This window comes from Isoptericola sp. NPDC057559 (assembly GCF_042801555.1).
Taxonomy (GTDB): domain Bacteria; phylum Actinomycetota; class Actinomycetes; order Actinomycetales; family Cellulomonadaceae; genus Isoptericola.
In genome coordinates this window covers 140,243-159,262 of sequence record NZ_JBHVFQ010000001.1, presented here as the reverse complement: position 1 = coordinate 159,262, position 19,020 = coordinate 140,243, and the positions used below count along the sequence as shown (strand labels likewise).

17 protein-coding genes are annotated in these 19,020 nt (G+C 76.7%); 9 read left to right on the top strand and 8 right to left on the bottom strand.

The window, feature by feature from the left end; genetic code table 11:
- Positions 1-18: 18 nt before the first annotated feature.
- Positions 19-915 (bottom strand): alpha/beta fold hydrolase, encoded by an 897-nt coding sequence (locus ACFU5J_RS00660; protein ID WP_430577466.1) that lies wholly within the window; start codon positions 913-915, stop codon positions 19-21.
- Between the two features lie 78 nt (positions 916-993).
- On the bottom strand, positions 994-1,866 hold the full coding sequence (locus tag ACFU5J_RS00655; protein WP_430577465.1) for an endonuclease/exonuclease/phosphatase family protein: 873 nt from the start codon (positions 1,864-1,866) through the stop codon (positions 994-996).
- A gap of 49 nt (positions 1,867-1,915) precedes the next feature.
- Between ACFU5J_RS00655 and ACFU5J_RS00650 the strand changes: the two genes are divergently transcribed.
- The 3 genes from ACFU5J_RS00650 (at position 1,916) to ACFU5J_RS00640 (ending at position 5,402) form a co-directional block, all read left to right on the top strand.
- Positions 1,916-2,500, top strand: coding sequence for a hemerythrin domain-containing protein (locus ACFU5J_RS00650; RefSeq protein WP_430577464.1), 585 nt, complete (start codon positions 1,916-1,918; stop codon positions 2,498-2,500).
- 108 nt (positions 2,501-2,608) lie between these two features.
- Positions 2,609-2,995: a DUF3817 domain-containing protein gene (locus tag ACFU5J_RS00645; RefSeq protein ID WP_430577463.1), complete on the top strand. Its 387-nt coding sequence runs from the start codon at positions 2,609-2,611 to the stop codon at positions 2,993-2,995.
- Positions 2,996-3,125: 130 nt separating this feature from the next.
- Positions 3,126-5,402: a bifunctional metallophosphatase/5'-nucleotidase gene (locus ACFU5J_RS00640; RefSeq protein ID WP_430577462.1), complete on the top strand. Its 2,277-nt coding sequence runs from the start codon at positions 3,126-3,128 to the stop codon at positions 5,400-5,402.
- Between the two features lie 94 nt (positions 5,403-5,496).
- Here the strand turns inward: ACFU5J_RS00640 and ACFU5J_RS00635 are convergent, their stop codons facing one another.
- From ACFU5J_RS00635 to ACFU5J_RS00625, 3 genes are all read right to left on the bottom strand, one after another.
- Entirely contained in the window at positions 5,497-7,674 is a 2,178-nt protein-coding gene (locus ACFU5J_RS00635; RefSeq protein WP_430577461.1) for a hypothetical protein, read from the bottom strand.
- Between the two features lie 172 nt (positions 7,675-7,846).
- The gene (locus ACFU5J_RS00630) at positions 7,847-8,797 is read right to left on the bottom strand and encodes a hypothetical protein (protein WP_430577460.1); all 951 of its coding nucleotides are present in this window, start codon (positions 8,795-8,797) and stop codon (positions 7,847-7,849) included.
- A gap of 1 nt (position 8,798) precedes the next feature.
- Positions 8,799-9,302 (bottom strand): Lrp/AsnC family transcriptional regulator, encoded by a 504-nt coding sequence (locus ACFU5J_RS00625; RefSeq protein ID WP_430577459.1) that lies wholly within the window; start codon positions 9,300-9,302, stop codon positions 8,799-8,801.
- Positions 9,303-9,417: 115 nt separating this feature from the next.
- Here ACFU5J_RS00625 and ddaH point away from each other — a divergent pair, with 115 nt between their 5' ends.
- The 4 genes from ddaH (at position 9,418) to ACFU5J_RS00605 (ending at position 14,478) form a co-directional block, all read left to right on the top strand.
- The gene (ddaH, locus tag ACFU5J_RS00620) at positions 9,418-10,347 is read left to right on the top strand and encodes a dimethylargininase (RefSeq protein ID WP_430573369.1); all 930 of its coding nucleotides are present in this window, start codon (positions 9,418-9,420) and stop codon (positions 10,345-10,347) included.
- On the top strand, positions 10,344-11,531 hold the full coding sequence (locus tag ACFU5J_RS00615; protein WP_430573368.1) for an ornithine cyclodeaminase: 1,188 nt from the start codon (positions 10,344-10,346) through the stop codon (positions 11,529-11,531). Before ddaH ends, ACFU5J_RS00615 begins: the two co-directional genes overlap by 4 nt.
- A gap of 180 nt (positions 11,532-11,711) precedes the next feature.
- On the top strand, positions 11,712-12,851 hold the full coding sequence (locus tag ACFU5J_RS00610) for a hypothetical protein (protein WP_430577458.1): 1,140 nt from the start codon (positions 11,712-11,714) through the stop codon (positions 12,849-12,851).
- 130 nt (positions 12,852-12,981) lie between these two features.
- Positions 12,982-14,478, top strand: a complete 1,497-nt coding sequence (locus ACFU5J_RS00605) for a zf-HC2 domain-containing protein (RefSeq protein WP_430577457.1) — start codon at positions 12,982-12,984, stop codon at positions 14,476-14,478.
- A 15-nt stretch (positions 14,479-14,493) separates the two neighbouring features.
- Here ACFU5J_RS00605 and rlmC read toward each other — a convergent pair whose 3' ends face one another.
- From rlmC to ACFU5J_RS00590, 3 genes are all read right to left on the bottom strand, one after another.
- Positions 14,494-15,747, bottom strand: coding sequence for a 23S rRNA (uracil(747)-C(5))-methyltransferase RlmC (gene rlmC, locus ACFU5J_RS00600; protein ID WP_430577456.1), 1,254 nt, complete (start codon positions 15,745-15,747; stop codon positions 14,494-14,496).
- 69 nt (positions 15,748-15,816) lie between these two features.
- Entirely contained in the window at positions 15,817-16,251 is a 435-nt protein-coding gene (locus ACFU5J_RS00595; RefSeq protein ID WP_430577455.1) for a VOC family protein, read from the bottom strand.
- Complete coding sequence (locus ACFU5J_RS00590) at positions 16,248-16,868, bottom strand: DinB family protein (protein ID WP_430573363.1); 621 nt, start codon at positions 16,866-16,868, stop codon at positions 16,248-16,250. The genes ACFU5J_RS00595 and ACFU5J_RS00590 overlap by 4 nt, the downstream gene beginning before the upstream one ends.
- A gap of 160 nt (positions 16,869-17,028) precedes the next feature.
- On the opposite strand from ACFU5J_RS00590, the gene ACFU5J_RS00585 reads away from it, so the two are divergent.
- On the top strand, positions 17,029-17,676 hold the full coding sequence (locus ACFU5J_RS00585; protein WP_430573362.1) for a heme oxygenase (biliverdin-producing): 648 nt from the start codon (positions 17,029-17,031) through the stop codon (positions 17,674-17,676).
- 214 nt (positions 17,677-17,890) lie between these two features.
- Positions 17,891-19,015 carry a hemin ABC transporter substrate-binding protein gene (locus ACFU5J_RS00580; protein WP_430577454.1) on the top strand — a complete coding sequence of 375 codons (1,125 nt, stop codon included), beginning with the start codon at positions 17,891-17,893 and terminating at the stop codon, positions 19,013-19,015.
- The last annotated feature ends 5 nt before the right edge of the window (positions 19,016-19,020 follow it).

Below are 19,020 nucleotides of genomic sequence, written 5' to 3'. Positions count from 1 at the left end.
GCGCCCATCCTGCTCCCGCTACCGGCTCGTGTGCTCGACCAGCGCCGGCAGCAGCACGTCCCACGACGACGGCGGCGGCGACTGGTGGCCCACGCCGTCGAGCAGCAGCAGCCGCGCGCCGGGGATCGCGGCCGCGAGAACGGCCCCGTGGCCGGGGAACAGGGGATCCTCGGTGCCGTGCACGACGAGCGTCGGGACGCGGACGTCGGCGAGGGTGCCGGCGAACGGGGCGCCGGGCTCGGCGGCGAAGTGGTTGGTCCCGGCGGTGGGGTCGGTCGCGCGCCCGACGGCGCGGGCGGCGACGGCGCGGGCGCGGGCCGGGTCGAAGGTGCCGCGCCCGGTCAGCGCGCGCTCCTCCGCGACGGCGGCGTCCACCAGCGCGGCCCTGTCCGCCGGGTCGGGGGAGGGGCCGTCCCACAGCCCGTCGAGCTCGGGCGCGGCGGGCGGCAGGTCCGCGTCGTCGGGGCCGCGGACGGCGCGGGTGGTGGAGACGAGGGTCGCCGACGCGATGCGGTCGGGGTGCTCGAGCGCCAGGCTCTGCACGATCGCGCCGCCCATGGACAGGCCCACCAGGTGCGCCCGGCGCACGCCCAGCTCGTCGAGCACCCGCAGCGCGTCCTCGGCGAGGTCCCGGTCCGTGTAGCCCGGCGCGCCGGGCGGCCGGGTGGTGGACCGGCCCGTGTCGCGGTGGTCGTACCGCACGACGTGGCGCCCTCGGGCCGCGAGCGCCGCGCACAGGTCCGCCGGCCACCAGTCCATCGACGACGCGACGCCGCCGACCAGCAGCACGGTCGGGTCGGCGGGGTCCCCGGCGGCCTGGTAGCAGAGCCGCAGGTCGCCGTCGGCGGCGAACCGTTCGGGGCCGAGCGCGTCGCCGTCGGCGGGTCCGATGTCAGGTGCCGTTCCTCGGGTCATGCACGGGTGGACGTCCCGGGCCCGGCGGACTCATCGGCCCGCTCGTCGCCCGCTCGTCGCCCGGTCGTCGGCCCGACGTCAGGCGAGCCGCAGCAGGGCCTGCACGGGCGTGTGGTCGCTGGGCCAGCGGCCGTCGCGCGTCCACGTGTTGATCGCCGCGGCGTGCACCTCGCTGTCCGGGGTCGTGAGGATCCAGTCGATGCGCTCGCCGCCGGGCTGCGGCGCGCCGTAGTCGGGGAACGTGCCGACGTCGGGCCCGTGGCGGTCGGCCGCGTCCAGCCACGTGTCGAGCAGGCCGCCCTCGGTGACGAGGACGTCGTACGGGGCGGACCGGCCCGCGGGGGCGTTGGTGTCCGCGGTGAACACGGCCGGCAGGCCGGCCGCCTCGATCTCGGCGCGCACCACCCGCGCGCCGCGCTCCCGCGCGTCGCCGGACTCGTGGTCGAGGTGGGAGTTCACGTGCAGCAGCTCGCGGCCCGTGCGCTCGTCGCGGAACCGCGCCCAGGTGACCACCCGCGGGCACTGGTGGTCCCAGGTGGAGCCCGCGAGCCGCGGCGTGTCCGACAGCCAGTACTGGTCCCACCACAGCAGCGTGAGGCGGCGCGCGTCGTACACGATCGCGGAGTGCTCGCCGGCGGCGCCGCCCTCGCGGCCGTGCCCCACCGACCGGTAGTCGTCGCCGAGCGCGCCGGTGACCGTCACGAGCTGGGCGAAATGCGCCTCCTGGACGCCGAGGAGCGTCGGGCGCTCGCGCGCCAGCAGCGCGGTGACCAGCGGCGCGCGGTCGGGCCAGTGGTCCGGCGTGCCGGGCACCGTGTCGTCGATGGCGCAGCGGACGTTGAGGCTCATGACGTGCAGCAGGTCGGCCTCGGGCGCCCCGATCAGCGGGACGTCGGACGGGGCCGGGGCGCGGTCGGCGGGGCGGTCTGCGGTGGGGAGGGCGTCGGGCACGGCCGTCACCGTACCCCCGGGCGCCGCCGCTGCTAGGTTCGGGCGCACCGTGACCCTTCCCCACCCCGAGCACCCCACCCCGTCCACCGTTCCCACCACGCCGACCGCGCCCGCCGCGCCCGCGCCGTCCGACACCACGCGGCTCGTCGCCTGGGGGCAGGAGCTGCGCTCCGTCCACGCCCGCCTGCGCGACGCCCTGGAGGTGGCCCGCGGGGCCGTCGACGCCGCCGACGTCGCCGTCGACGACGGCGGAGCCGCCCCGTCGCCCGACCCGCGCCGCCTGCTCGGCCTGTACTGCCACGGCTTCTGCCAGGCGCTGGAGGGCCACCACCGCGGCGAGGACACCAGCGTGTTCGCCGCCCTCCTCGACCTGCGCCCCGACCTCGCGGGCGTCGTCGCCGAGCTGAAGCGCGACCACACGATGCTCGACCACCTCCTGGGCGAGCTGGCCCGCGCAGTCGACGCGGACGCCGACGCCGCCACCCTGGAGCGCCACCTCGACGGCATCGACGCGGTGATGGAGACGCACTTCCGGTACGAGGAGAAGCGGCTGGTCGAGGCGCTCGACGAGCCCGCCCTCGCGGCCGCGCTCGCGGGGACCGACCGACGCGACGCCCTGGGTCCGCTGGGCTGAGCCCGCACGGGTCCGGCGCGGGTCAGGACGGGCTGTCACCTCCCCGCGCCGGGTCGGCGCCGACGTCGGGCAGACTGGCGCCACCGCCCGTCCCACGAGAGGTCAGCCATGCCCGCGACGCCCGCGACGCCCGCCCGCCAGCCCCTGTCCCGCACCGGCCGCGTGTACGCGGTGATCGCCGTGATCGAGGCGTTCACCTGGGCGGGCCTGCTCGTCGGGATGTTCCTCAAGTACGTCACCGAGACGACGGACGCGGGCGTCTGGCTGTTCGGCCGGCTGCACGGCGCGGCGTTCGTCGCGTACGTGGTGGTCGCGCTCGTCGCCGCGGTGAAGCTGCGCTGGGGCTGGTTCCGCGCGCTGGTGGCGCTCGCGGCCGCGGTGCCGCCCCTGACGACGCTGCTCGCCGAGTGGTGGCTGCGCCGCACGGGCCACCTGAGCGAGCCGGTCGTCGAGCAGGTCGCGACCCCGGCCCCCGCGGAGGCCACGGTTTCCTGATCGTTACCCCGCGAGCCGCGCCGGCGTCACCCGCCGCCGCTACGGTGCCCCTGATACCTCCGCACACCCAGGAGCACCTATGTCTGTGTCTCGTCCTCTCGCTCGCCGGCGGACCGCCGGCGTCGCGTGCGTGACCCTCGCCTTCGCGGGGATCGCCACAGCCGGCGCCGTGTCCGCCAGCGCCGACCCGATCGTCGACGTCCAGATCCTCGCCACCAACGACTTCCACGGCCGCATCCAGGCGAACGGCACCGAGGCCGGCGCCGCCGTGCTCTCCGGCGCGGTGAAGCAGCTGCGCGCCGAGAACCCGAACACCGTCTTCGCGGCGGCGGGCGACCTCATCGGCGCCTCGACGTTCGAGTCCTTCATCCAGCACGACAAGCCCACGATCGACGCCCTCAACGCCGCGGGCCTCGACGTGTCGGCCGTCGGCAACCACGAGCTCGACCAGGGCTACGACGACCTGCTCCAGCGCGTGATGGCGCCCTACGACGCCGAGACCAACCCGTACGGCGGCGCCCAGTGGCAGTACGTGGCCGCCAACCTCAAGGTCAAGGCGACCGGCGACGACGCCGTCCCGGCCACCTGGATCAAGGACTTCGGCGACGTGCAGGTCGGCTTCGTCGGCGCCGTCACCGAGGAGCTGCCGGCGCTCGTCAGCCCGGCCGGCATCGCGGACGTCGACGTCCGCGGCATCGTCGACTCGGTGAACGAGGAGACCGACGACCTCAAGGCCGAGGGCGCCGACGTCGTCGTCATGCTGGTGCACGAGGGCGCGGAGTCCACGGACTGCGCCGCGATGCCCACCGCGGACAACGCGTTCGCCGACATCGTCAACGACGTCAGCCCCGAGGTCGACGCGATCGTCTCCGGGCACACGCACCTCGCGTACGACTGCAAGTTCCCCGTGGCCGAGTGGGCCGGCCGGGCCGTGACGGAGCGTCCCGTCGTCTCCGCGGGCCAGTACGGCTACAACCTCAACAAGCTCGTGTACTCGGTGGACGCCGCGACCGGCGACGTCGCCGGAGTCACGACGGCCGTCCTGCCGCTGGCGGGCAACTACCCGGCCGACCCGGCCGTCACGTCGATCGTGTCGGACGCCGTCGCCGAGGCCGACGTGCTCGGCGCGGAGCCGCTGGGCCAGATCGGCGGGGCCTTCAACCGGGCCAAGCTGTCCTCGGGCGCGGAGAACCGCGGCGGCGAGTCCACGCTCGGCAACCTCGTCGCCGAGGTGCAGCGGTGGGCCACGGAGGCCCAGGAGTCCGGCGCGGCGCAGATCGCGTTCATGAACCCGGGCGGCCTGCGCGCCGACATGGTCGGCACCGGCACCGGCGCCTTCCCCCGCACCCTCACGTACAAGCAGGCGGCGGCCGTGCAGCCGTTCGCCAACACGCTCGTCAACATGAGCCTCACGGGCGAGCAGATCAAGACGGTCCTCGAGCAGCAGTGGCAGCGCGACGCGGACGGCAACGTGCCGTCGCGCCCGTTCCTGCGCCTCGGCGTCTCCGACGGGTTCACCTACACCTTCGACGCGAACCGCGCCGAGGGCGACCGCATCACCGGCATGTGGCTCGACGGCGCGGCGCTCGACCCGGCCGCGTCGTACTCCGTCACGGTGAACTCGTTCCTCGCCTCGGGCGGCGACAACTTCCGCACCTTCGCCGACGGCTCCGGCGCCCGCGACACCGGCAAGGCCGACCTGGCGGCGTTCGTCGACTACATGGCGTCGCACACGGCCGAGGGCGCCCTCGCCGTCGACCCGAGCCAGCGCGCCGTCGGCGTCTCGTTCCCGGCCGACGCCCCCGAGGCGTACGCGCCGGGTGACGCCGTCGCCTTCGACGTCTCCTCCTGGTCGATGTCGGCCCCGGGCGACGTCACCGACCCGGAGCTCACCGTGTCGCTCGGCGACACGGTGCTCGGCACCGCCGCCGTGACGACCGCCGCGGGCACCACGCCCGAGGACACGATCGGCACCGCGTCGGTCTCCGTCCGGCTCCCCGCCGGGACCCCGGCCGGCGCGACCGCCCTCACGCTGAAGGGCGCCGCGACGGGCACCGAGGTGACGGTGCCGATCGAGGTGACGAAGCCCGCCAAGGCCACCCCGACGCTCACGGTGGACGCCCCGAAGACGGTGGTCGCCTGGCTCCAGCCGGCACGGATCGACGTCAAGGTGACCACGCCGGACGGCAGGCCGACCGGCAAGGTCACCGCCACCGTCAAGGGCAAGAAGGTGGACGCCGACACGCTGAGCAAGAAGGGCGCCGCCCGGCTGTGGGCGGGCCCGTTCCAGCCCGGCACCGTCGAGGTGGAGCTCCACTACTCGGGCGACGACGCCACCGAGGCGGCCACGACCACCACGACGATCCGCGTGAAGAGCCTGTGGGAGGTCATCTTCGGCGGTCTCTGACCTGACGCCGAACCTGCCTGACGCCCGGACGGCCCGGCCCGACGCTCCCCTGAGCGACGGACCGGGCCGTCCGGTCTTTCCCCAGCGTCCGCCGTCAGGCGCGACGACGGATGTGCAGCGCCGCGGCGGCCACCGCCGCGAGCAGCCCGAGGGCGAGGAGGATCCCGCCGCCGAGCGCCGCGCCGCCGGCAGGGCTGGCCTCCACCTCGGTCTTCATCGTGCCGGTCCCGTCGGCGAGCTCGGTGGTCCCCGCCGCGAGCGTGGCCGCCCCGTCCGCGAGGTCCCGGCTGCCGTCGGACAGCTGGGTGGCCCCGGTGGCCAGGCGGCCCGCCCCGTCCGCGAGCACGGTCGAGCCGTCGGCCAGCTCGACGGCGCCCTTGTCCAGGTCCTGGGCGCCGGTGTCGATCTTGCGGATGCCGATCGCGGCGTCGCTCGCGCCCTCGGACAGCCTGTCGAGGCCCGCCTCGAGCTCGAGCGCGCCGGCCTGCGCGTCGCCCAGCTTGGCCGTCAGGGTCGCCGCGCCGTCGGACACCCGCGCCGACCCGTCCACCAGCTCGGGAAGCTTGCCGGCGAGCTCCGCCGCGCCGTCGGCGGCCTTGGCGCTGCCGTCGGCGAGGGCGGCGTTGCCGCCCGCGACCCGACGCGTGCCGTCGGCCACCTTGCTCGCGCCGTCGGCGAGGAGCCAGGCGTTGTCGGAGAGCGTGCTGTTGCCCAGAGCCACGGCACCCGCTCCGGTGTCGACCTTGCTCGCGCCGGTCGCGAGATCCGCGGCACCGACGTTGACCCGTGCCGCTCCGGCAGCCACCCGGGTCGCGCCGTCGCGAGTCGAGGCCGCGCCGGCCTGGAGCTTCGAACCTCCGTCGAGGAGGGCGACGACTCCGTCCCGGACCCGGACGGTGCCCGCGCTGACCTGCTCCGCGCCCGCGTCGAGGCGGGTCGCGGCTCCGGCGAGCTTCTCGGCGCCGGACGCGACCGCTGCCGTCCCGTCCGCCACCGACTGCGCCCCGGACTGCAGGGCCGTCGCCCCGGCCACGAGGCCCTCCTCGCCGTCGAACCCGCCGGCGAGCCGCGTGGCGCCGTCGCGCGCTGCGCCTGCCCCGACGGCGACCTGGGTGGCGCCAGCGGAGACGCCCTCGGCCTTGGCGGTGAGGCCTCGCAGTGTCGCGGCGAGCTCGGGGTCCTCCGTCGAGGCGGCGAGGTCGGCGAGCGCGGACGCGAGGCCGGCGGTGCCCGCCGCGACCTGGCCGGCACCGCCGTCGACGGACTCCAGCCCGTCGGCGAGCGAGCGGCCCGCGCCTGCGGCCTGCGTGATGCCCTGGGCCAGCCCCGCGGCGCCCGCCGCCACGCCGGAGGCTCCGTCGGCGGCCGCACGGCTCCCGCTCTTCAGCGTTCCGGTCCCGTCGACGAGTGCAGACGTACCTTCCGCCACCGTGGCAGCACCCGACGCCACGCTCTTCGTCCCGTCGGCGAGCTCGCCACCGGAACCGACCAGCCGGTCGATCCCGTCGGCCAGCTGCCGGTTCCCTTCAGCGACGGCCTCGGTGCCTCCTGCGACCTGGTCGGTCCCGTCCGAGAGCGAGCTCGCTCCGGCGGCGACCTGCCCGGTGCCGTCAGCCAGGTCGCCGGCGCCATCGGCGAGCGTGGTCGCGCCGTCTGCGAGGGCCTCGTTGCCGTTCGCCACCGCACCGGCGCCGCCTGCTGCCGTCGCGGACCCGTCGGCGAGGACGGCCGCGCCGTCCTTGAGCTTCGCGCCGCCGGCCGCAAGGCGGTCGGCCCCATCCTGCGCTCGGACGGCGCCCCCGGCGACCTCGGCCGCGCCGTCGCTGAGCGTGGCGCCGCCGTCGTGCAGCTTCACGGTGCCGGCGTGGAGCTTCTGGATCCCGGCGAGCGCCTCGACGGTGCCGGGCTGGAGCCGGTCCACGAGGCCGTCGCGCAGGTCGGCGGTGCCGTCGGCGAGGCGGGCGGTGCCCGCGGTGAGGTCGCCGGTGCCGGCGACGAGGCGGGCGGCACCTGCGGACAGGGTGCCGGCGCCGTCGGACAGCTCGAGGGAGCCGTCGGCGACCTGCGTGCTGCCGTCCGACAGCCGCGTCGCCCCGTCGTCGACCTGGGCGGCGCCGGCGTCGAGGCGCGTGGTGCCGTCGGCCACCTTGCCGTCGAGCAGGACGAGCACCACGAGCGCGACGAGCGCCGCGATCGCGAGCGCTGCGACGGCGGCGGCTGCCGAGAGGGCGGGCGCGTGCGCGCGGCGCGGCACGGGGGGATTCGGGTTCATCGGGGCCTCACTCCGGTCCGCGTCGTCGTCGACGCAGGGCGGTCACGGCACGGCGCGCGCCGTGGCCCGTCGCCGTCGACGGGTCTGGAGGGAGACTACTGATGCGGCCTCAATAAGAGGAGCGGACGCGCAGATTTCACCCGCTCGCGGCGGCGCGTGATGTGCTCGGGGCTCAGTCCCAGCCGCAGGCGTCGTGCACGAGGTCGTAGGTCGCGGCGCGCTGCTCGTCGGTCATGGGCACGTAGACCTCGGGCTGCCGGGCGCCGTCCACCTCGGCATGCACGGGCAGGAAGGTGCCGCGCTTGTCCTCGGCGACCACGTGCGGGTCGCAGCGGGCGGGCACGAGGTCGAGCACCACGCGGCCGTCGGCGCCGGGGGTCAGGTCGTCGCCCGACCAGGCGTGCCCGGCGGCGGGGGAGAGCAGGGTGGTGCCCGCGACCTGCAGCAGCCGCACGTCGGGGCCGCCCGGGACGGGCTCGACCGCGAGGGTGACGCGCCCGCCGTCGACGACGCCGTCGGGGGTGCGTACCCGCGCGGCGCGGACGTCGGTGACGCGGACCGCGAGCCCGGAGGCGACGAGCCGCTCGGCGCACGTCTCCGCGTGCACGGCGGCGAGGCGGGCGAGCGGGTCGGTGACGTCGACCCGGACGGCGGTGCCGGTGTCGCCCGAGCCGCCGTCGGCGCCCGGGGCGGCGCTCGCCTCGCCCGGCACGAGCCGCACGGTCGCCGTCGCGACGGGCGTCGTCTGGGCGTCCGCGCCACTCAGCGTCTCCGGGGCGGCGGCGTCGCAGTCGACGTCGCCCAGCCGGATGCGCACGTCGCGGCCCGCGCCGGGCGCGAGCGTGCGGGGGCGGTGGTGGCCGTCGGGGCTGCTCGGCCCGTAGCCGGGGGCGTCGAGGGTGCCGCCGACCAGCGTCACCGTGCTGCCCGACCCGTTCGTCACGTGCACCACGGCGCGGCGGTCGGCGTACTGGGTGCGCTCCTGGCGCAGCTCGGCGCTGAGGTGCCCGGCGACGTCGTCGGGCAGGCGGTCGGCGTCGTCGGGGGCGGTGCACGCCGCGCCGGTCGCGAGCGCCACGGCGGCAGCGGCCAGCAGGCCGGCGGCGCGGCGGCCCGCCCGCACGTCACGCCTCGCTCGTGGGCGTCGTCGCGGCAGGCGCCGTGGAGCCGGGCTCGGCGGCCGGGGACCCGGCCCGCGCGGGCCGGTCGATGACGCGGGTCATGACCAGCGACGTGCGCGTCTTGTCCACCCGGGCGCTGGCGCGGATGGCCTCCACGGTGCGCTCCACGTCGGCCATGCCGCCCGCCATGATCTGCACCATCGCGTCGGCCTCGCCCGTGACGGTGTCGACGCGCACGATCTCCGGGATCGTGGCGAGGTCACGGCGCAGCGTGGCGGGGGAGACGTTGCCGCGGCAGAACAGCTCGACGTACGCCTCGACGCCCCAGCCGAGCTCCTCGGGCGCCACCCGCACCGTGAACCCGGTGATCTCGCCGCGCGCCAGCATGACGTCCACGCGCCGCTTCACGGCGGGCGCCGAGAGGCCCACCTCGGCGCCGATGTCGGCGTAGGTCGCGCGCCCGTCGCGCAGCAGGTGCCCGACGATGCGTCGGTTCAGGGCGTCCATGCCGGCTCCATGCCCCGAATTCTTCAACCTGCGCGCAGGATTCGCCAGGTCGGGGCCCGGGACGCGCAACGGATCGCCCGCCTGGCGCAACGTCCGCGGCCCTAGCGTCCCGGCTATGACGGCCCTCACACCGACGACGACGTCGGCGCCCCAGACTGCGCGGACCCCGGAGCGCACGGCCACGCCGCGCCAGTTCCTCATGTGCCCGCCCACCTACTTCGACGTGGTCTACGAGATCAACCCCTGGATGGACCTCAGCGTGCCCGTCGACACCGGCCGCGCCCTCGCCCAGTGGGAGCACCTGCGGGCCACCTACGAGGCCTACGGGCACCGGGTGGACGTGATCGAGGCCGTGCCCGGCCTCCCCGACATGGTGTACGCCGCCAACGGTGGCGTCATGGTGGGCGGCCGCGCGCTGGCGGCGCGGTTCACCTACCCGGAGCGGCGGCCCGAGGGCGTGGCGTACGAGAAGTGGTTCGCGGGCGCGGGCGACGGCGTCACCAGCCTCGGGCAGGCGGCCGAGCAGAACGAGGGCGAGGGCGACCTCCTGCTCGCCGGCGACGTCATGCTGGCCGGCACCGGCTTCCGCACCTCCCGGACGGCGCACGCCGAGGTGGCCGCGCTGCTCGGCGTCGAGGTCGTGACCCTGGAGCTCGTCGACCCCCGCTACTACCACCTCGACACCGCGCTGGCCGTGCTCGACGCCGGCGCCGCCCCCGCCACGATCGCCTACCTCCCGGAGGCGTTCACCCCCGCGTCGCGGGCGGTGCTCGCGGAGCGCTACCCGGACGCGATCCTCGCGACGCCCGAGGACGCCGCGGTGCTCGGCCTCAACGCCGTGTCCGACGGCCGCCACGTGTTCCTCACCGACCGCGCCACCGGGATGCACGCCCGGCTGCGCGAGCGCGGCTTCGAGCCCGTGGGCGTCGACCTGTCCGAGCTGCTCAAGGGCGGCGGCTCCGTGAAGTGCTGCACGCTCGAGCTCCGGCCCGCGCCGGCCACCCCCGCCCCGACCACCACGACGAACCAGGAGGCCCGCGCATGACCACCGTCCCGTTCCTCGACGTCGCGTCCACGGCGCGCTGGGTGGCCCACCGCGGCCCCGAGGCCGTCATCGGGCGCCTCGTCGACGCGCTCGCCGTCGACTTCGCCCGCTGGCCCGAGCTCGACAAGCGCCCCCGCGTCGCGTCCCACTCGCGCGACGGCGTCATCGAGCTGATGCCGGCCGCCGACGACGACACCTACGGCTTCAAGTTCGTCAACGGCCACCCCCGCAACCCGGCCCGCGGCTTCCAGACCGTCACCGCGTTCGGCGTCCTCGCCGACGTGCACAACGGCTACCCCACCTTCCTCGCCGAGATGACGCTGCTGACGGCCCTGCGGACGGCGGCGACGTCGGCGCTCGCGGCGCGCTACCTGGCCCGTGCCGGCTCGCGGACCCTCGCCCTGATCGGCGCCGGCTCGCAGTCGGAGTTCCAGGCGCTGGGCATGCGGGCCGCGCTCGGCGTCACGCACCTGCGCGTCTGGGACACCGACCCGGGCGCGCAGGCCAAGCTCGCCCGGCACGCGCGCGCCCTGGGCTTCGTCGTGCACGAGGCGTCCGACGGGTCCGACGCCGTGACCGGCGCCGACGTGATCACCACCTGCACCGCGGACAAGACGAACGCGACCGTGCTGACGCAGGAGATGGTCGGCCTCGCGCGGCCCGGCGTGCACGTCAACGCGATCGGCGGCGACTGCCCCGGCAAGACGGAGCTGGACCCCGCGATCCTGCGGCACGCCGACGTGTACGTCGAGTACGAGCCGCAGACGCGGGTCGAGGGCGAGATCCAGCAGACGCCGGACCTCGCCGTCACGGAGCTGTGGGAGGTCGTGGCCGGCCGCCGGGACGGCCGCCGGGGCGCCCCCGCCACGGCGGGGCCCGGCGGTGCGTTCACCCGGCACGCGGGCGACCGCAGCGCCCCCGACGACCGGACCGTCACCGTCTTCGACTCGGTCGGCTTCGCCGTCGAGGACTGGGCCGCCCTGCGGTTCGTGCGCGACGACGTCCCCGCCGGCCTGCTGCAGCACCTGGACCTGGTGGCCGAGCCCGAGGACCCGAAGGACCTGTACTCCCTGGTCCTCGCGGCGCAGGAGGACGACCGCGCCGACGAGCTGCACGCGCTGGACCGCCTCATGGGGCTGGCCGGCCGCGGCCACGTGGAGGCGCTCGCGCACGCCCACGGCTGACCCGCCCGCACCCAGCACGTCCCCGACCACGCACGGGGCCGCCCCCGTCCCTCCGGGGGCGGCCCCGTGCGTCCGTCACGGACGGATTTGCCTTCCGCCTGCGGTTCGCTGCCATCATGACCCGCGAGCGCGTCCTCCGGGGCGTGCCGGCAGCTCAGACACCAAGGACGGGGGCGCCTCGTGAGCGCGAGCCACGGTGACGACGCGCCCGTGCACCACGGGGTCGCCGACGACGCGATCCGCCGGATCCGTCTCGTCGACGCGGCGTCCGGCCGTGGGGGCGGGCCCGGCGCCGCGGGGTCCGCGGACCCGGACGTGCTGCGCGAGGCCCTGACGACCCTGGCGCCCGACGACCTGCGCCTGCTGCGCGACCGGTACCTGCGTCGCCACGCGGCCGCCGTCCTCGCCGGAGCGCACGGGATCCCGCAGCGGGCCGTGCCCCGCCGCCTCGCGCAGGCCGAGGAGCGCCTGGGCACGGCGCTCGCCGCCGCCCACGCCGACGGGTGCCCGCCGGGCTGCCGCGACACCCGGCTCGCCCTCGAGGACTACGCGCACCGCCGGCTCGCCCCGGCCCGCGCGACGGCCCTGGAGGACCACCTCGTCGGGTGCACCGGCTGCCTGCGCGCCGTCGTGGACGTGCGCGACCCCGCCTGGGCGCTGCGGGACGCCGGGCCGGTGCTGGTCGCGAGCGGCTGGGGCCCGGTCGCCCCGGCCGTGCCGGCCGAGCCGGCAGGGCCCGGGGTGCAGCGGGCGGGTGCGCGGTCGGCGCACGGCCGCCGGGCCTGGCTCATCGCCGCCGGCACGCTGGCCGCAGGCACCGTCGCGGCCGTCGCGGTCGCCCTCGGCGGGGGCGACGAGCCGGGGCCGGCCCCCGTCCCGCCCGCGACGACCGGCGTGGCCAGGACGGAGCTCCCGACGTCCCCCGGAGCGACCCCCGGGCCCGGGGCGACGGAGCCGGGGCCGTCGTCCGGCGCGACCCAGGAGGTCTCGACCGACGACCCCTCGGCCCTGCCGACCCCGACGGACGACGCCGCCGAGCCCGACCCCGCGGAGACGTCCGCCGACCCGACCGACGACGCCACGACGAAGGCGCCGGAGCCGACGACGTCCACGCCCACGTCGCCGGCGTCCACGCCGCGGCCCACGCGCACGACCCCGAGCACGGCCACGCCGACGCCGGACCGCACCACGGAGCCGACCACGGAGCCGTCGCCCGACCCGACCGCGACCGCGCCGACCACGGAGCCGACGACGGAGCCCACGACGCCCGAGCCGACGCCCACCGACGACCCGACGTCCACCACCGACCCGCCGGCGTAGGCCGCCGCCGGGCACCGCCACCGGCCAGGGGATTTGCCATCGCCCCGCACGACGCTGCGATCATGTCCCCCGGCGACGGGCTCGGACCGCGCCGGGAACGCACACGGAACGGCAGGGACGGGGGCGTCGCGTGACCACGACGCACGACGGCGACGCGCCCGCGCGCCAGGGCGCCGTCGAGGACGTCATCCTGCGGATGCGCGACGCCGCGGCGGCCGCCGGCCGCGCCGACGGGCCGGGTGCGGCCGGGAGCGTCGACCCGTCCGTGCTGCGCACCGTGCTCGCCACCCTGCCCGTCGACGACCAGCGGCTGCTGTGGGACCGGCACGTGCTGGGGCACGAGGCCGCCGCGATCGCCGCCGAGCTGGGCATGCACGCCCGTGCGGTGCTGCACCGGCTGCGCCGGGCGGAGGAACGGCTGGCCGCGGCGTTCGCGGCCGCGCACGCCCGCGCCTGCCCGCCCGGCTGCCTCGACACGCGCCAGTCGCTGCACTCCTACGTGCGCCACCGCCTCTCGCCGGTGCGGCGCACCGTGCTGGAGGCGCACCTGTTCGGCTGCCAGGGCTGCATGCGGGCCTTCATCGACGTCCGCGAGGCCGGCTGGGCCGTGCGCGACGCGGGCCCGCTGCTCCTGGCGGGCACGGCCGCGAGCGTGGCCGCGGGCGGTGCGGCGCCGGTGGTCGTGGGCGCGCTCGGCGCCGGCACGACGGGCGCCGGGGTGCTCGCGTGGTCCGGCCCCGTGGGTGCGGCCCTCGCCGCGACGGCCGGGTGGGCCCGGGCGCTCGTCCTCGACCTCGCGCACCTCGGCAAGGGCGGCCTGATCGCCGCCGGCACCGTCGCGGGGGTGGTCGTGGCGACCGTCGTCGCCGTGGCGCTGGGCGGCGGCGGCGGCGGCGGCCCCGCGGCGGGTCCGGTCGCGCCGGCTCCCACCGCGTCCGTCGCGGCGCCCGCGCCCGACGCGGCGACGTCGCCCGCGGCCCCGGCCGAGCCAGGGCCCGACGCCACGACCGTGCCGGAGGACCCGCCGCCGGCCGACGGGACCGCGCACCCGGGAGGCGCCGGACCGACCGGGACGCCCACCGGCCCGGCCCCGGCGACGCCGACCGCGCCGAGCACCCCGACCACCCCGACCACCCCGACCACATCGACGCCGACGACGCCCAGCACGACGACGCCCACCGCGCCGTCGACCACCTCGCCGACGGTGCCGCCCACCTCCACGCCGACGGCCGACCCGTCGCCGCCGCGCCCGTCGCCGTCGCCCACGCCGAGGCCGACGGCGAAGCCGACGCCGACCCCCACGCCGAAGCCGACCCCCACCCCCACGCCGAAGCCCACCCCGACGCCCGACCCGGACCCGGTGCGGTCCACCGTCGCGGCGGACCTGCCGGGGCTGCGAGGCGTCTTCCGGGTGACGCCGGGCCAGGACGACGTGGACGTCGTCTCCGTCTCCACGTCGAAGGGCTGGCTCCGGGCGCGCGAGTGCCGCGACGGCAGCTGGTACGTCTCGTCGCGGCACTACAAGGCCGCCACGGTGGACGTGACGGTGGACGCCCCGGCCGACGTCGCGCCCTCGGTCTCCCTGGTGCGCACCGGAATCTGGCCGGGCTGGCTGCAGACCTGCTGACCCCGCCCGGCGGGGTCAGGCGGGCGTGGCCGCCCGCTCGAGCAGGACGAGCACCTCGTAGTGCCCGGTCTGCGGGAACATGTCGAGCAGCCGCGCGCGCCGCGGTCGCAGGGACGGCATGCGGGCCAGGTCCTCGGCGAGGGTCACGGCGTTGCAGCTGGAGTAGAGCACGTGCGTGGCGGCGGACTCCTCCAGCCATCGCGACAGGTCGGCGCCGATGCCGCGCCGCGGCGGGTTGACCACGACCAGCTCGGGGGCGGGCGCCCCGCCGTCGCGGGCGAACGCGGTGGCGTCCCCGGCGGCGAACGACACGTCGCGGACGGCGTCGGCCCACCACGCGGCGTCCCGGGCTCCGACGACGGCGTCCGCGGGCAGGTGGGCGAGCTCGTCGCGCGTGGTGGCGGCGCTGGCGATCGCCTCCGCGGAGATCTCGATGCCGGTGACGGCCCGGCCGGGCGCCGCGCAGTGCAGCGCGAACCCGCCGACGCCGCAGTACAGGTCCCAGAGCGAGGCGGGCGCGACCTCGTCGACCCAGGCGCGGGCCTGCGCGTAGAGCGCGGTGGCGACGGCGGTGTTGGTCTGGAAGAAGCTCTGCGGGCGCAGGTGCAGCGTGATCCCGTCGAGCCGCATCGGCAGCGCCTGCCGCTCGGTGAGCACGATCTCCTGCTCGCCCTCGAGGACGGCCGCGTGCGCCGGCTGCACGTTGACGCTCACCACGGCGACCTGGGGCAGCTCGGCGAGCAGCCACGGCAGGTGCTTGCGCAGGCGCGCCACCGGCTCCTGGCTGCGCAGCACGAACCGCACCATGAGCTCGCCGTCGGCGGACAGCGTGACGAGCACGTGCTTGAGCTCGCCGCGCCACGCCGACTCGCGCGGGCTCTCGCGGCGGCGGGCGCCGCGGGAGGGCGACGTCGCGTCGTAGGGCTGCAGCCGCGCCCGCGTGACCAGCCCGGCGAGCGCGGGGAACGCGGCCTGCAGCGCCGGCGGGTACAGCCCGCAGTCCGTGAGGTCGACGCCCTGCCCGGCGAACGGCCCGGCAGCAGAGCCGAGGATGCCGAGCACCGGCTCCTCCACCGTGCCGCTGACCACCATCTTGGCCTTGTTGCGGAACCCGGACTCGGGGCCGGTCACGGCGGGCAGCCACTCCACGCCGTCGTCGGCGAGCAGGGCCCGCACGTGGGCCTCCTTCTCCGCGACCTGCGTGGGGTACGGCGTCGCGAGGAGGGTGCACGAGTGGCAGCGGCCGGCGTCGAAGTGGGGGCACTGCACGGGACCATTGTCCCCCCACCGCGCCGCCGGCCGCCGAGAGCCGCCGAGAGCCGCCGAGAGCCGCCGACGTCAGCCGACGAACAGGCAGAACGGGTGGCCCGCCGGGTCGGCGTACACCCGCAGCGGCTCCTCCGGGTCGTCGGACCGGTCCCTCAGCAGCCGCGCCCCGAGCTCGAGGGCGCGCGCGTGCTGGCGGTCCAGCGCGGCGACGTCGGGCACGGTCGCGTCGAGGTGCAGCTGCTGCGGCACGGAGCCCTCCGGCCACGTGGCGGGCGGCAGCACGGGCACCGGCTGGAAGGCGAGCTGCACGCCGCCCGGGTTGCGCAGCACCAGCCAGTCCCCGCCCTGCGGGTCCGGCTCGCCTGGCGCCGGCGGTTCGTCGCCAGGCCGGTAGCCGAGCCCGAACAGCGCCCGGTAGAACTCCGCCAGCCCGCGCGCGTCGGTGGCGTCGAGCACCACCTGGCTGATCGTGGGGACGGCGTGGTCTTCGGTGGTGCCGGTCATCGGTCCTCCTCGGGGAACTGCTCGGCGATGCCCTGCAGCATCGCCGTGTAGGTGGGGTAGTCGACCTCGTCGGGGATGTTGGTGTTGCCGCCGCGCATGCCGACCGCCCCGTCGATCCCCTCGCGCAGGATGTCGGCGTGGCCGGCGTGCCGGGCGAGGTCGACGGTGACGTGCAGCAGGATCGTGCGGAGGTCGGTGGCGCCGCGGTCGCCCCACCAGGCCACCCTGCCGGGCGCGTCGAGCGGCAGGCTCTCGATGGTCTCGTCGGCGAACGCCCACACCCGCCGGTAGAGGTCCACCACCTGCTCCAGGCTCTCGTCGGCCGTGGCGTAGAAGTCGGCCTGCGGGTCGTCGGGCAGCGAGTCGTCGGTCCACGGCGCCATCCACGGCACCTCCTGCGGCGTGGGCCAGGAGCGCCCGAACGTCTCGCCGAAGTAGCCGAGCTCGACGCTCGCCGCGTGCTTGACCAGGCCGAGCAGGTTGGTGCCGGTGGGCGTGCGCGGCAGCCGCGCCTCGCGCTCGGTCAGGCCCTCGACCTTCCAGACCAGGGCCTCCCGGGTGGAGCGGAGATAGCGGTGCAGCACGGACTTGGCATCGGCCGGGGGCGTCGTCGTCATGGGCCCAGCCTGCCCACGGGCTCCGACATCGCGCGCGGGGGGCCCGTCCGCGGACGAGGGTAGGCAAGCCTTACCTATGCTGTTATGGTGACGCCAGGTCGTGACAACCCGTCACGACGACGCTGCCGGATGCCCGGCCAGAAGGACCGGAGGTCCGTCCATGACCGTGCTCGCGGAGGTTGCCCCGCTCTCGACCCGGCTGCGCGAGGGCACGCGCGCCGAGCACACGGCGGCGGAGTCGGAGGGCTTCGTCGAGCTCCTCCTCGCGGGCCGCCTCGACGTCGCCGCCTACGCCGACCTCGCCGCGCAGCAGCACGCGGTCTACACGGCGCTGGAGCGCGCGAGCGAGCGGATGCGGGCCGACGCGCGGGGCCGGGAGCTCGTCTTCGACGAGCTCACCCGCGTGCCCGCCATCGAGCGCGACCTCGAGCACCTGTACGGCCCCGGCTGGCGCGACGCCGTCCGCGTCCTGCCCGCGACGCTCCGGTACGCGGCGCGCCTCGACGCCGTCGGCGGCGACGTCGCCTGCTACGCCGCGCACGCCTACACGCGCTACCTCGGCGACCTCTCCGGCGGCCAGGTCATCCAGCGGATGATGCAGCGGCACTACGGCATGACCGCGGCGGGGCTCGAGTTCTACGACTTCCCCGAGATCCCCAAGGCGAAGCCGTTCAAGGACCTGTACCGGGAGCGCCTCGACGGACTCCGGCTCGACGACACCGAGGTGGACCTCGCCGTGTCGGAGGCGCAGGAAGCCTTCCGTCTCAACCGCGCCGTGTTCGTCGAGCTGGGCGCCGCCCGCCGCTGACCTGGCCCGTCGTCGGCGCGGCCCCTGGCCCGGGTGACGCGGATCACCCGGGCCGACCTCTGCGCGGAGGATGACAAATAAGGCGAGGCTGGCCTAAGTTAGGCCCGCCTAGCCTTACTGCTGGACGGCCCTGACGCCCGACGCACGACCCCGGTGCGGCGCGGCCGCACCCCGACCGGCGACCGCCGGACACTCCCCAGGAAGAGGACGCCCGATGCCCTCGAGCCCGCCGGCCCGCGCCGCCCGCCGCGCCGTCGTCGCCCCGCTCGCCCTGCTGGTCGCCCTCGCGCTGGCCGGGTGCACCGCCGTCGCGCACGGGGGAGCCGCGGCGCCGGGCGCCGCCGCCGTCGACACGACCCCGCTGGGCGAGCTCGACGTGCTGGACGACCCGAGGGCCTGGACCGGCGAGACCACCGCGCGCGCCGCGGCGACGCCGGTCGACCCCGTCGCGGAGGACCCGCAGCCGCAGCTGCCCGTCACCGTCACCGACGCGCAGGGCACCGAGGTGACCGTCACCGACACGAGCCGGATCCTCGCCCTCGACCTCTACGGCTCGCTCTCGCGCACCGTCTTCGAGCTCGGCCTGGGCGACCGCGTCGTGGGGCGCGACACCTCGTCGACCTTCCCCGAGATCGCCGACCTGCCGCTCGTCACGGCGAACGGCCACGAGCTCACGGGCGAGGCGGTCCTCGAGCTCGCGCCCACCGTGATCCTCACGGACACCACCTTGGGGCCGTGGGACGTGCTCATGCAGATGCGCGACGCCGGCATCCCCGTCGTCGTGCTCGACCCGCACCGCAGCGTGGAGACCTCGGGCGACCTCGTCCGGTCCGTGGCCGACGCGCTGGGCGTCCCCGCGCAGGGCGACGCGCTCGCCGACCGCACCCAGGCCGCCATCGACGACGTCACCGCGCAGATCGCGCGCCTGGCGCCCGCGGAGGACGGCGACCGGCTGCGCGTCGCCTTCCTCTACGTGCGCGGGCAGGCGGGCGTCTACTACCTGTTCGGCGAGGGGTCGGGCGCCGACTCGCTCGTGGAGTCGCTCGGGGCGGTCGACGTCGCCACCGAGATCGGGTGGCAGGGCATGCGGCCCGTGAACGACGAGGGCATCGTCGCCGCGCAGCCCGACGTGCTGCTCATGATGTCGAAGGGGCTCGAGTCCGCCGGCGGCGTCGACGGCCTGCTGGAGCGGCTGCCGGCCCTCGCGCAGACGCCCGCCGGCGAGCACCGCCGCGTCGTCGCGATGGACGACTCGCAGGTCCTCGCCTTCGGCCCGGACACCGCCGCCGTGCTCGACGCGCTCGCCCGCGCGCTCTACGCGCCCGGGAGCGTCGGGTGACGGCC